At 59.4% G+C, this 12,612-nt stretch carries 12 protein-coding genes and 2 pseudogenes; 13 read left to right on the top strand and 1 reads right to left on the bottom strand.

Translation table 11 applies throughout. The annotated features are described in order from the left end of the window. The first annotated feature begins 132 nt into the window (after positions 1-132). From QF035_RS11490 to QF035_RS56250, 3 genes and pseudogenes are all read left to right on the top strand, one after another. Positions 133-384 (top strand): IS110 family transposase, encoded by a 252-nt coding sequence (locus QF035_RS11490; protein ID WP_307520033.1) that lies wholly within the window; start codon positions 133-135, stop codon positions 382-384. A 418-nt stretch (positions 385-802) separates the two neighbouring features. Next, positions 803-1,174, top strand: a pseudogene (locus QF035_RS56255) (IS110 family transposase); the annotation flags it as partial. Positions 1,175-1,219: 45 nt separating this feature from the next. Further along, positions 1,220-1,615: pseudogene (locus tag QF035_RS56250) on the top strand (transposase); the annotation flags it as partial. Here the strand turns inward: QF035_RS56250 and QF035_RS11480 are convergent. Then, positions 1,589-2,884, bottom strand: coding sequence for an MFS transporter (locus QF035_RS11480; protein WP_307531051.1), 1,296 nt, complete (start codon positions 2,882-2,884; stop codon positions 1,589-1,591). The pseudogene QF035_RS56250 and the gene QF035_RS11480 overlap by 27 nt on opposite strands. Before the next feature lie 202 nt (positions 2,885-3,086). On the opposite strand from QF035_RS11480, the gene QF035_RS11475 reads away from it, so the two are divergent. The 10 genes from QF035_RS11475 to QF035_RS11435 all read left to right on the top strand — a co-directional run bounded on the left by QF035_RS11475 (position 3,087) and on the right by QF035_RS11435 (position 12,605). Further along, complete coding sequence (locus QF035_RS11475) at positions 3,087-3,743, top strand: hypothetical protein (RefSeq protein WP_307520031.1); 657 nt, start codon at positions 3,087-3,089, stop codon at positions 3,741-3,743. A 167-nt stretch (positions 3,744-3,910) separates the two neighbouring features. Next, positions 3,911-4,162 (top strand): phosphopantetheine-binding protein, encoded by a 252-nt coding sequence (locus tag QF035_RS55735; RefSeq protein WP_373466634.1) that lies wholly within the window; start codon positions 3,911-3,913, stop codon positions 4,160-4,162. 121 nt (positions 4,163-4,283) lie between these two features. After that, on the top strand, positions 4,284-4,940 hold the full coding sequence (locus tag QF035_RS11470; protein WP_307520030.1) for a dTMP kinase: 657 nt from the start codon (positions 4,284-4,286) through the stop codon (positions 4,938-4,940). A gap of 261 nt (positions 4,941-5,201) precedes the next feature. Continuing rightward, positions 5,202-5,903 carry an NADPH-dependent FMN reductase gene (locus QF035_RS11465; RefSeq protein ID WP_307520028.1) on the top strand — a complete coding sequence of 234 codons (702 nt, stop codon included), beginning with the start codon at positions 5,202-5,204 and terminating at the stop codon, positions 5,901-5,903. Between the two features lie 134 nt (positions 5,904-6,037). Then, the gene (locus QF035_RS11460) at positions 6,038-7,132 is read left to right on the top strand and encodes an LLM class flavin-dependent oxidoreductase (protein ID WP_307520026.1); all 1,095 of its coding nucleotides are present in this window, start codon (positions 6,038-6,040) and stop codon (positions 7,130-7,132) included. Between the two features lie 424 nt (positions 7,133-7,556). Then, positions 7,557-8,726 (top strand): nucleotidyltransferase family protein, encoded by a 1,170-nt coding sequence (locus tag QF035_RS11455; RefSeq protein ID WP_307520025.1) that lies wholly within the window; start codon positions 7,557-7,559, stop codon positions 8,724-8,726. Positions 8,727-8,932: 206 nt separating this feature from the next. Continuing rightward, positions 8,933-9,217, top strand: a complete 285-nt coding sequence (locus QF035_RS11450; RefSeq protein WP_307520024.1) for a phosphopantetheine-binding protein — start codon at positions 8,933-8,935, stop codon at positions 9,215-9,217. Further along, the gene (locus QF035_RS11445) at positions 9,214-10,383 is read left to right on the top strand and encodes an acyl-CoA dehydrogenase family protein (protein WP_307520022.1); all 1,170 of its coding nucleotides are present in this window, start codon (positions 9,214-9,216) and stop codon (positions 10,381-10,383) included. Before QF035_RS11450 ends, QF035_RS11445 begins: the two co-directional genes overlap by 4 nt. 17 nt (positions 10,384-10,400) lie before the next feature. Next, positions 10,401-11,642, top strand: a complete 1,242-nt coding sequence (locus QF035_RS11440) for a hypothetical protein (protein ID WP_307520021.1) — start codon at positions 10,401-10,403, stop codon at positions 11,640-11,642. Then, the gene (locus QF035_RS11435) at positions 11,643-12,605 is read left to right on the top strand and encodes an alpha/beta fold hydrolase (protein ID WP_307520019.1); all 963 of its coding nucleotides are present in this window, start codon (positions 11,643-11,645) and stop codon (positions 12,603-12,605) included. Positions 12,606-12,612: the final 7 nt, after the last annotated feature.

The following is a 12,612-nucleotide window of genomic DNA, read 5'->3' as shown; positions in this document are numbered from 1 at the left end:
CGACTCGATCGCTGTTGTAGGACAACGTCGGCGAAGTCGCCTGCGGGTAGAAGGTGAGACGGCGAGCTTGCGGAGGTGCCCCCGCCCGAGAGCCGGGCCGGGGAGGACATTGGTAAGGAACTTCACCACTGAGTGGTGATCAACGCGGACGGCGAACGGCTGCTGTCCCGCCCTGTTCTGAACGACGAGACCGCGCTGCTTCAGCTCATCGGCGACGTCCTGGTGATATCCACCGACGTGCTGTGGGCCGTCGACATCAACCACGGCGCCGCCGCCGTGCTGAGCGGCCTGCTCCTCGGTCGTGGTCAGCTGATGGCCTACCTCACCGGCCTGGCGGTTCACCGGGCTTCGGTCACCTACCGCTGCGGGGGCAAGACTGACTGAGAGCATCATCGAGTCCGCGGTGTACTCCGGCTGCTCGGACCCAAAGACAGATCGGCTCCGCGCCTTGTTAGCGACGCGTTGGCCAGCCGAAGTGGCTGTGACGTCTGTCAGCGGCCCCTCGATATTGGCCACCTGGCCCCACCTGGACGGCAAGCGGCGCGTAACGTCCCGAAGTGGCCCCACTACCGCTCGCCTGCAGATACGGCCCACGAGGTGGGGCCACCGCGGACCGTCATCGAACACCCGTCGGCGCCAGCGATGGCCAATTCGGTGGGGCCCGATCGCCGACGTCGAAGCCAGCCAGAGTACACCGCTTCGCGGTGCCGGTCGGGTGCGCTGTGCGCTGATCGGGGCTTGAGGCATCCCATCGCAGTCTTGGCCGCGCTGCTTCGGCCAGCACCGCTGGGCCGTCGGCGCGGTGCGAGGAGCGACGGTGAGCAAGGCCGGGGTTACGAGGGTGGACGAGGTACTCGTCACGGTAGGGATCGACACGTACGTTGACGTGCACGTCGCTGCTGCACTGGACCAGTTCGGCCGAAAGCTGGACGTGATCAGTGTTGCGACCGCCGCGCACGGGCGCCGCGCCCTTTTGGGATGGGTACGTACATTCGCCATTCCTTATCGGTTCGGGGCGGAGGGCACGGGTGCTTACGGCGCCGGGCTGACCCGCTGCTTGCGCAGACAGAGGATGGACGTGGTGGAGGTCATCCGGCCGTCCCGCCAGACCCGGCGCCCAGCCGGCGGCAAGAACGACGCCATTGACGCCGAGGCCGCAGCCTGCACGGTCCAGGCGGGCGCTGTCATGGGCCAGGCGAAGTCCCAGGACGGTCTGGTGGAGATGATCCGCAGCCTTCCCGGCATGGGCCCCGAGATCGGTGCCGAGTTCATCGCCGCGACTGGCGGTGACATGGACGCCTTCGACTGCGCCGACCGGATGGCCGGTTTCGCGGGCCTGGCCCTCAGGCCCCGCGACTCCGGACGCGTCAGCGGCAACCTGCGCAGACCCAAGCGATGTCGTTGCGACTTGCTCTGGTTGAAGTACCTCCCGGCGATGGTCAGCCTTACGACCTGCCCCGCCTCCAAGGCGTATTACGAGCGCAAGCGCAGCGAGAGGAAGGGCCACAATCAGGCTCTGCTGGCTCGTGCCCGCCGCACGCTCAACGTTCTGTGGGCGATGATCCGTGAAGGAGCGTGCACCCATAGTTCACCTCTCATTGCCGGAGCAGCTTGACGTCACGATTGGACAGTCCTCTCCCTGACTCTCTAGTGCATTTGTGGACGATTTGGCCGGCCCGGTGCTGCGGCGGTGTGCGGAGACCAGCAGAAGGCCCAGGGCTCCGCACACCGCCGTACCGTGGAAGATGCCCACGACGGCCAAGGCGGTCAGTACCTCGAGAGCCGCCGCGGCAGTCACCGTGCCCAGCGCGAACCCGAACTGCTCCGCCGTGGCTGACAGCCCGAACAAGAGACCGCGCTGCCGGTCCGGGGCGGCTTGCAGGCGCGAGGTGTAGATGATCTCGGTACAACCGTCCGCAAAGCCCGCTGACACGGCTGCCGCCATCAGTGCCCAAGTGGGCGATTCGGTGAACGCTGCTACGAAGGAGAGCGACATCGCGCAGGTGCCGACCGCGAATGCACGCTCACCCCTCACCGCCTCGCTCTGCCTGAGTTTGAGCATCTGGTGGGCCAGCACGGTTCCCACCGCCCACACGGCCCAGAACTGCGTCATGAACACCGCCGGCTCGGACGGGGCGGAGGCGTGTGCGACGAGGGGCAGGGCGACATTGTGCGAGGAGGACGCCAGGGCGTCGACGCCCCTCAGCACGATCATGCCGAGCAAGAGGACGGGGAGGCCCGCCATACCGCGCCGCACGAGGGAGAGGGATCCGGCGCTTCCTCGGCTGTCCGACCCTGCCGATGCGCCGTCCGCCTCACTGTCCGTGCGCGGTCGCAGCACCAGCAGAGCTGCGGCAGACACCGCGAAACTCATACCGTTCATGGCGAACGCGAGTGCGTAGCCGCCGAACCCGACGACCGGAGCCGCCGAGGCGAAGCCGAGCACGGTCGCCAAAGACCGCGCCGTGACCAGCAGCCCGTTCGCGAGAGAACGGGCTTCCTGGCCAACCATGAGCGGAACCGCACTGCGCAGGGCCACGGTGAAGAGCGTGTTGCCCGCGCCCAGGACCACGACCGCTCCGAGGAGAAGGAACAGCGGTGTGTGCGAGGCGCAAAGCGCCAGCACGCCCATGATGCTGCCCTGAGCGACATCCACGCAGATCATCATGGTCCGGCGGGTGACTTTCGCGGACAGCGCCCCGGCGGCAAGCCCGGCGAGGAAACCGGAGGCCATACGTGTCGCCATCACCGCACCGACACCGAACGCAGTGCCGGTGACTTCGTACGAGAACAGGCTCAGTGTGATCAGGTTCAGATAATTGCCGTAAGCGGACACAGCGGTAGCGGCCACGAGCACGCGGAACCGTTGGTCAACACCCCCCACCCGCGTACCCCCTTGCTGCACGCCAATGGATTCACCGGCTTCACATCGTCCTGATCGTAACCGCTATAACGATCAGCGCGTCCCCCGCTTTCCCTGAGGATACGTACCTCATACGTGCTTCATATGTGCATCGAATGCCCTCGTGCCAAGCTGATTTTCGATCAATCAAGCTTAATTCTCTCGAAACCTAGAAGGGGGCGAAGTGAGCGGTATGCGAAACCGAGCCGTGACAACCGGAACGCTTGAAACGCCCATTCACCTCAAACCGTTGCCGGATTCAGATCGGGTATTGCGGCGTATCAGCTCCATGTCGAACTCTGAACTCCATGAACTGTGCGAGCGTAGCTACCTGCACACCAACGGATTCGCAAAGATCGTGCTGAATAACTTCCCAGACGGCAGTGCGCTGCGTCTTCATGTCTGGATGGACGCCGAAGCCGGTGATGAGGGGCATGTTCATTCGCATAGATGGTCGTTCAGATCCGCCATTCTGTGTGGCGAGTTGGAGCAGTGCCTCTATCGGATAGAAGACGGAGGAACCTTTGGGCGCTACCAATATTCCAGTCAGCATCATGGGAAAAGCTACACCCTGCAGCACACGGGATACGCCACTCCTGTGCTCACCGCACAGTTCGTCATGCTCGATGGGTTCTCGTATCTACTGCGCCCAGGAGCCTTCCACACGATCAAGGCCAATTCTCCGATGACAGCGTCACTAGTGTTGACCGGCCCTCCCGAGACCGAGGAGAACACAGTGGTAGCCGAAGGGGAACCCACCCTCGAACGACATAGTTCTGCGTTGACGGTCGGAGAACTTTCGAAGATCACCAAGGAACTAAGTCGGATTGCCTGCCCGTAGTCGGGAACTGACTACGGGCAGGGCGGGGAGGCCGTGTTCCGGAAGCGATGGGTTCGGAAAAATCTTCAAAACGTTGCTGGCATTTTAGCTCGAAAGAAAAGCCTCCAAGTGCCAACGACGGTTCAAGAGCAGCCAGGGTCAGCTGTCAATAGGGAAAGGTATCCATTGTGGAGCGCCTATGGGACGATCGTTTCGAACGAGTACTCAGGGATGTCATCCCGGCCATCGGCTCTGAAATAGAACTGGCGCCAGATCTGCAGCTTAAATCGCTTGGTGCAAGTTCGCTGACACTCGTACAGCTCCTGTTGCAGCTGGAGCACGAGTACGAGATAGAAATATCCGACGAACTCTTGGATTTCCGAATATTCACTACGCCGGCCTCCCTCTGGGAAGCCTTCTCTAAAGTGGTCCAAGCATGACTACTGCGATCACCGCCAAAAAGGCGTCGCCCACGATCCACGGCCGAGAACTCGCACCTTCGCGAATGACCGAATCGTAACCCCTTGCCTTAAAGGCTGCAAAACACGTAAGGGCATTTCAATGTTTATCTGCATTTCTGGAATTGACGGATCAGGTAAAACATCCACAGCTGCTGCCCTTGTAGATATCTTACAACAAGAGGGCCATTCTGCAATTTTCGTAAAACATAATTCCACCCAAACGCGGCGGCCGTACGCGAATGCGCAACTCCAAAATTTGAGAAAAATTCAACTCCAGGGTCTCGAATCACCGTACAACGAGTTGCCTGACCTTCACTGGATTCTACTTCGCGGTAGCTACTATGCGATTATCGATCACCATGTGGTGATTCCAGCCTTGCGCGCAGGCGATGCGGTAGTCGCTGATGGTTGGTTTTATAAATTTGCCGCGCGTATGGCGAGCAATGGGGCGCATAGTATGCATGAGGTGCTGAAGCACTTTGACCAAGTAAGTGATGCTGATCATAAGTTTCTCCTTGATGTACCCCCCAAGGTTGCTGCAACGAGGCTAGGGACGTTCAATGCTGGTGAACTAGGTCCTAAGAACATTGGGACGACGAGCCCTATGGAGGCATTCGTGGAGTACCAGTCGGAAGTTCGAGAGAATTTGATCAATTTTGCAAGAGAGGACAAATGGACAATCATTTCGGAGCCGGACGCGTGTGCTTCAGATATCGCAGCAGACCTCTATCGCCACCTCAAAAAATCCATCCGGTAGAAACGAAATAATGGGCCGGCCGCCGACGGCTAGAGGTGGAGCGCTACGACTAGTTAGAATTGCGCTACCTGCAAGGTGCTCCTTCTAGAGGGAAAATCTCACTGTTCTCTCTAAAAAAAGGGTTGCACTATCCGCGGCAACAGGTTCTTCCGAGGGGCGGGCAAACACCTAGGCTTTAGATTTAAGTGAAGGCCAGACCCGTCACTGCGAATGCAAGTGAGGTTTGGGGCCATGTAGGCGACTATCCGAAACTGGAATAGCATGGAAATCTTGTGCGTGCAAGGCAGCCTCGGACGCCCTTCACGGACGGCCGCAATGACCTCTCGAGTGGTTGAGATGCTGAACCAACTGAATATTTCAGCAGAATTTATCGATCTGAGCGAGCTTTGCCTACCCATACCGGATGCGAGCTCCGATCGTCAGCTTCATCGGGAACATCCAGATCCAGTCATCCGCAAGATAGTCACGAAGGCTCAAGCGGCAGACGCATTTGTACTGGCAACACCTATCTACCATAATTCCTACTCTGGTGTCCTCAAGTGCTTTCTGGACCATTTGGGAATTCAGCACTTTGCACATAAACCGGTGGCTCTCTGTGGAAATAGTGGCCGCACTGGGAGCGTGCAGCCGGTCGATCACCTGCGTATCGTGATACGGGGGTTGCATGGTGTGGCCATTCCATATCAAGCGGTGTCTCGCAATAGTGACTATGTCGTCGAGGGGAGGGAAATCCGGTCCTTTTCAGAAGATTTGCAGAATCGGCTTGAATCGATGGTGAATCAACTTATCCAGTACTCGATAGCGCTGAAACCTATTCGTGAGGCGATTGGGGAGTCTCACAGCGAACAGCTATTGGCGTCTCGTTCGCTCCGTAGCGGAGACGCTGCCGGAGTGGTTGGCGCGGCCATCGCAGACCCGGTCGCACTCGGCGAGCTGCCGTCGATCAGCACACACGGGGTATGAGCCTCGCGAAGGGCTGCCTGACTCAAGCCTGGGGCACGGTCAGCGAGGAGATCTATGACGGTGTGGGCTTAAGCGCGGACGGTGCCGGCCCAAGCCGGACGAGTGCATCGACTGGCGTTAGGTAGGCCGGCGCTATGGCGACCAGCCTGATCGGGCGGAGCCTTGCATTGGCGGTCAATGTCGTGAGTGACGAATCAGCGAGGAAGGTAGACAGTGGAATGAATAGGGCGATTGAAGTTTACGCCTCGATTGAGGGGGAGTTCCCCACTGACGACTACGTTAAGAAGTATTTGAATCTTGTCGCGATTTGTGAACGGCTCGGTTTTTCCGGGTCACTCGTCCAATTTAATCATCGAGTGCCGGACCCATGGCTGATCTCATCTATAGTAATTCAAAATTCGAGCAAGTTTGTCCCTATGATAGCGGTGCAGCCGTATTACTCTTCGCCACTTGCAGTGGCCAAAATGGTGGCAACTATCGGATATGTTTATCGACGCCGTGTTGCACTGAACATGGTAATTGGTTCAACGCCAGGCGAGTTGCATCAAGTCCAGGATACCTTGGACCACGATACAAGATTTAAGCGCATGGATGAATATCTCGAAATTTTGGGACGGTTGCTCGCAAATGAAACACCGCTAGACTATTCTGGAGAGACATATGATTACAATCAGCTTAGCTACTTTGCTGCAGAAATGGAAGCTGCGTTCAGCCCAAAGATTTTCATCGCTGGATCGTCGGACGCAGCCAAGGACCTAAGTATTCGGCACAATGCGGTCGCGGTCACAAACCCGCAACCGATTGGTCATTTTTCCAGCGATTTTGCCGGGCCACTCGAAGGAAAAGCCGAGATGGGCGTCAGGATCGGTTTGATTGCGCGAGATACACGGGCGGAAGCCAGGGCTGCTGCGCGACTTTATTTTCCCTCTAGTCGTGCGGCGCAGATCGGTGTCAAGTTGAATGGCCGGGCATCTGACTCGGTATGGCGGAGAGAACTAGCCGACCTGGCGGACCAGGAGACTCATGATGATGTCTTTTGGCTTGGTGCGATCCTGGCAGGTGGATCACATTCCCCATTCTTGGTGGGCTCCTACGAAGAGGTTGCAAGCTATCTCGCACGGTACATTGACTGCGGTGTTTCAAATATCATTTTGGCAAGTCCCTGGGATGAATATCATTCGAATTCGAAAATTCTGCAGATGGTCGGCGAGGATTTTTCTGTGAAATGATTCAGAGTGAAAATGCTGTAGCTATGCAGAGGCACTGATCCTGAATTTGCACACTTGAGGTAGTGACTCAGTGTGAACTCGTGATTGCCAGCGATCTGATCACGCTGTATGGATCGGCACAACGACCACGGCCCCCAAGGATGAACTGCATTTTTTGCGGAGGAGGGCCGCACGATATCTGTCCGCTCATTCGACGTTCCCGGCGCAATCACTCGACATCACCTCTCGTGATGGCAACACCGTACATACTGCTTGTGTCGGCTTCGTTCGTGAGTGACTGACCTTCTCGTTCTTCTGCCAACACGGAACGGACGGGAGGGTTTGGCCATCCGAAGTACGCCGGCCATCGCCACCTAGTTTCCCGAGTCGCCTTCGGCCGCTGGAGATCCTCATCTCTGGCCGCGAGTGGAAGGAGCAGCACCCGATGTCCACCGACACTATCGCTTTGGCCCACAGTGCCAGGGCAGAGGCGTGGCGCCTACTGGAAGCCATTTCCGTCGCTGACCCCGGCAGTGAAAAATTCGACGAGGCGTCTCGCATGGCGACGTGTTCAATCGACCCCGATATCCTGCTCGCTCTCGCGGCGCGCCACCGTCTGGTGCCTGCTCTCGCCGACTTCTTGCGCCGTGCCAACCTCATGAACGTAATGCCGGTCGGCACTCAGCACCTCCTGCAGCACACGTTGGAATGGAACCGCCATAAAATTGGCGTCTTACTGAGTGAGGCTCAGCACATCGCGCAGGCGTTGAGTGACAGAGGCCTGAAAGTTGCTTTCAACAAGGGCATAGTCTGTCAGGCAGCTCTCTACGACTCCCGCGGAGTCCGGTTCTTCTCTGACATTGATCTCATGGTCCTGCCCGGACAGAGGGCCGATGTGCAGCACGTACTACTTGATCTCGGGTATGAGGACGCCAAGACATATGATCTCAGTGAAGAGCGACTTGTAGATCTTCCCCGAGAAAAGCGGCTTACGTACCGTCTCTATCCTGACCACCTGCCACATTTCTTTCGCATCGACGTGGGCTCAGGTATACCGTACCTCAAGGTCGACGTAGCCTTCAGCCTTACCTGGTTTGGCAGCCGCTGGCAGCTGCCCATGGACGAGGTTATGGCAGATCTGGAGCATGTTCCGGTCGATCCCGATGCTCCGCGAAAGAAGCTGCCCACACTGGGCACTGCGTACGGCTTCCTATTTCTGGCACTACACCTTTTCCGTGAATGCTGGTTCCAGCGTACTATCGAGGAGGGGGTGTTGCGACTCAGTCAGTTTGCAGACATCCAAAAGTTCTGGGAACGCTCTGGGCGGAACCGTGCGGACGAGATATGCTCGCTTATGCGTAAACACGGACTCAGCCCGGCCATTGCATGGATCTGCCACCATGTCGACATGCTGTACGGCAGTGGTATCACCGAAGAACTGGGACTGGATTCCTACCTTGACCCGGCATGGCTCAACAGCGCTGGCGCCGCTGAAGGCAGTTATCTCTCGTGGCAGGGCGATATGCGCTCGCGACTCATGGCCGCGTCTCCACTTGTACTAACCCCCACTGGCGAGCCTCCTTACGGATCTGAGGCTCGAGCGTTGATCGACTGACGGCGAACTGCCGACGCTACCTTGCGCGAAAATTCTATTTGGTGTTCATGTGCGCCAAGTTGGCTGGGCCATATTCTCAAGCGGTTCGAAACTCTCGCTGATGCTCCATCAACTATGCATTGGATAGGTGCGAACGGTTCTGCGCGCAATTTAGCCCACAGCCGGCGGTCCAGGGCACCGCCTGAGAGAGCAGGAGGAGAACTGGCATGGCAGTCGACAATGCGGGGCGACAACACTGGGATGGAGCGTTTGGCGAGGTCCTGCGCCAGATTCTGCCCGGACTCCCCAGTCCAGCGTCGATCGCCCCCGACCAGGAACTTATGAGTCTCGGCCTGGACTCCCTGAAGAAGGTGGAATTTCCCCTTCATCTGAAAGCCGCCCACGGCAGCCCGCTGTTGGACGACGAGTTGGACTACCAGGACCCTTCTACGCCGCGCAGCCTGTGGGCCCTCGCAGCACAGCGGATCAACCTAGGCGCGGCAGAACGATGAACATTACGGAATGCGAGTCGGAGTTGGCTCCCGTTCTCGCGACAGCGCGCGAACACTCGGAACACGTAGACCGAGAAGCCGTGTTCCCAGCTGAGAGCATGGTTGCACTGCGGGCCTCCGGACTGATGGGGATGTTCGTACCCCGCGAATATGGAGGGCTGGGCGATGACCTTCACATCTACGTGCACATAGCCAGCCAGCTCGCGGCGGCGTGTATGTCGACTGCCGCTATCTGGACGATGCACGCATTTCAGGTGGACGGGCTGTCCCGCTTCGGCGGGGGCAAGCTGCGGCAGGCGGTACTACCTGCTATCGCTGACGGCAAGATCTATCTTGCCTCAGTTACGACAGAGGCGAGCAAGGGAGCCGACCTCTTCACGGCCGAGGCGCCGGTCACATCACGCGAAGGCCAGGCCTGCTTCGAGCGAAGCGCGCCGGTGGTTACTGGAGGAAGGCACGCCGACGCCTTTCTGATCACACTTCGCTCCAGGCCTGAAGCACAGCCGCACGAGGTTAGTCTCGTGTACGCCGAGCGTGAGCAGTTGTGCATCAGCGAGCACGGAGACTGGGATCCGCTGGGTATGCGCGGAACCGAGAGTGTGGGCATGACGATCTCGGGCTCGGTGCCAACCGACCAGGTGGTGGGTGAGCCCGGGCGGTTCGAGGAAATCGCCAGGGAGAGCATGGTGCCACTTGCTCATGTGGGTTGGTCTGCCTGCTGGCTAGGGGGCGCCCGCGGTGCCTTCTCCGATCTGCTGCGGTGGCTTCGCTCCCCGACGCGGCGCGGCGGCCCTGACATCCACTCGGAACTCGTGAGGGAGAGGCTGGCCCGGATCAGGGTGGACCTCGACCTCGTGAGCTCCTACCTCACGCGCCTTTGCGACGAACTCGCGGCTGCTCGCTCGGCGGCGCAGCCCTGGTCCGACATTCGCACCCGCCTCCGCGTGAACACGCTGAAACTCGCGGCGTCCGAGCTGACGTTCAAAGCGGCGGACAGCATGGTCCAGCTCGCCGGAATGAACGGTGGCTACAGTCGACTCGCGCCCATCAAGTTCGAGCGTCACTTCCGGGATCTTCGATCTGCCCGGCTCAACCATTCCAACGACCGTATGTGGCCAGCCACGGGTGCTCTCGCGTTGCTGGATCCGAAGGTCACTCTGCTCTGACGCGGGAGACAATGAGTATGTATGCGTACACGATTCCGCTGAGCCAGACTGTTCCTTTGCAGCTCGCTGGAGAGCTATCCAAACGCATATTCTTCGTATCCGAGGATATCGAGAGCTTCGAGCTGGTCGAGCAGATGGATGGCGAGGCCAAGGCTGTCAGTGCGGTGCGGGTCGCCACGCGCGTTCCGTTGGACGCAGCAAAGATGCAGCACATGCTGGACAGGCTTGTCTCCGATGAGATCGTGCCGCAGCGTTCCGTGATGGCCCAGCCGATATGGCGCTCCGGCTACCCGGCGACGATACGTGACGACACCTTCGACAGCATGCTCGAGCAGGGCATGGCGACCCAATCAGGCGAAGGCCAGTTCGGATTCGGTGAGCCCTTCATAGCCCTCACCTCTCATCTGGACAGTCTCTTCCAGGCTGCCGCGCAGCGCTCGTTCGGTGCGCTGGAACAGCAGTATCCCAGTCTCATTCCCACAGAGGTACTCGCCCGTAGCGGTTATCTCGCATCCTTCCCGCAGTTCCTGGTGTTCGCCGGCCGACTGCACGGCGAATTGGATTCCTACAAAGATTTCGTGGAGCAGGTGAGCGGCCCCACCGCGGCCGAGGACGCGGGTGCGACAGTTTCCCGTGCCGTGGCCGACCACAGTACGCACTTGGGCTACACGCTGTCCCCGGCCGTCTGCTATCACGTCTACGAGCAGCGCGCCGGGAAATGCCTTGACGCCGATCTGGTGTCGGTAACGGCGCGTGGTCGCTGCTTCCGGCATGAATCCCGGTATCATCGGTCGCTGGAACGCCTGTGGGAGTTCACCATGCGCGAGGTGGTGTTCATCGGAAGTGACGACCACGTCACAGATGCCAGAAGCTCATTTATGCGTGAGGTCTTCGCCATCGTCGAGGAGCTTGGTCTCGCAGGTCATGCGGAGACTGCCAGTGACCCGTTCTTCTGCAATGCCAGAACGGCTGAGAAGATCTGGACTCAGCGTCTCATGCAGCTGAAATACGAGTTGATTCTGCCGGTCGCCGGTGGCCGCTCCGTGGCTGCCGTGTCTTTTAACGCGCACGGCAGCGCATTGGGGGAGGCATTCTCCATCAGAACGCCGGACGGTGAGATCGCCCATACCGGCTGCGTTGCCTTTGGTCTCGAACGCTTTGCGTATGCCTTCGTGTGCCAGCACGGCCTCCACCCGTCCGGTTGGCCAGTGTCCGTCCGTAACTCGGTTGCAGCGAGCCAGAGTCGACGGGGGGAGTAGATGACCGAGGAGGGTGCCGTAGGGGCAGTGAGGTCCCTCATCGCTCGGGCGTGGTATCGGACGCTCGAGGAGTATCCAACCGACGACCAAGAGAACTTCTTTGATGCGGGGGGAAATTCTGTTCTGCTCGTCCAGATTCAGCGTGAGCTCACTGAGGCTCTGGGTGTCAAGATCCCGCTGAGAGGAATTCATCTAGCCCCCAGCGTCGAGGGGCTGCTGAAGACCATCTCAGAGTTGGCGCCATCCCCATCCAGGCCGACATCCGGGCAGATTGACCTGTATTGTCTTCCGTATGCGGGCTGTTCGGCGCGGATGTTTGACGCTTGGCGCAACCTGCTTCCGGGGCCGATGAATTTGGTGCCACTTGAGCTGCCAGGGCGCGGTTCGCGTGGTGCGGAACGAGCAATCAACAACCTCCCCGATCTGCTGCAGGATCTCTCTCGCATACTGGGGGATCGCGATGGGGAATTCGCAATCTTCGGTCACTGCTTCGGTGCTCTGGTCGCCAACGAACTGATCAGGTTCCGGCAGTCGCAGGGTTTGTCGCAGCCGCGACATCTCATCGTCTCCGCGTCACCGGCACCCCACCTCGCCACTCCTGAAGAACAGACGCACGACCTTCCGTTCGACGAACTGAGGGAGCGTCTGCGCCTACAGGGAGCTACGCCAACTGAGCTGCTGGAGAACGACGAGCTCATGGAGCTGTACGCGCCGACTCTCCGCGCGGACTACACGATTTACGACCACTATCGCTTTGTCGGCGACGGTCGGCTGGAGTGCCCGGTCCTTGCCCTGTATGGGGAAGACGATACGACGGCCAACCGGGCGGGCATGGAACCGTGGCGCGATTACACGACAGGTCCGTTCGCCATCGAGCTGGTGGCCGGCGGGCACTTCTTCGTGCAGACCGCAGAAGAGACCGTGGTAGAGAAGATATGCAGGCAGCTTGGAGTCTCCCGATGACCTTACA

The organism is Streptomyces umbrinus, from assembly GCF_030817415.1.
GTDB classification, from domain to species: Bacteria; Actinomycetota; Actinomycetes; order Streptomycetales; family Streptomycetaceae; genus Streptomyces; species Streptomyces umbrinus_A.
This window is presented reverse-complemented; position numbering and strand designations above follow the sequence as displayed.

What these genes read in the sequence shown, in the direction of transcription:
- QF035_RS11465 (WP_307520028.1), top strand. Translation starts at nt 5,202, where the DNA reads ATGGAAATCTTGTGCGTGCAAGGCAGCCTCGGACGCCCTTCACGGACG.
- QF035_RS11455 (WP_307520025.1), top strand. Translation starts at nt 7,557, where the DNA reads ATGTCCACCGACACTATCGCTTTGGCCCACAGTGCCAGGGCAGAGGCG.
- QF035_RS11445 (WP_307520022.1), top strand. Translation starts at nt 9,214, where the DNA reads ATGAACATTACGGAATGCGAGTCGGAGTTGGCTCCCGTTCTCGCGACA.
- QF035_RS11460 (WP_307520026.1), top strand. Translation starts at nt 6,038, where the DNA reads ATGGCGACCAGCCTGATCGGGCGGAGCCTTGCATTGGCGGTCAATGTC.
- QF035_RS11440 (WP_307520021.1), top strand. Translation starts at nt 10,401, where the DNA reads ATGTATGCGTACACGATTCCGCTGAGCCAGACTGTTCCTTTGCAGCTC.
- QF035_RS11450 (WP_307520024.1), top strand. Translation starts at nt 8,933, where the DNA reads ATGGCAGTCGACAATGCGGGGCGACAACACTGGGATGGAGCGTTTGGC.
- QF035_RS11470 (WP_307520030.1), top strand. Translation starts at nt 4,284, where the DNA reads ATGTTTATCTGCATTTCTGGAATTGACGGATCAGGTAAAACATCCACA.
- QF035_RS11435 (WP_307520019.1), top strand. Translation starts at nt 11,643, where the DNA reads ATGACCGAGGAGGGTGCCGTAGGGGCAGTGAGGTCCCTCATCGCTCGG.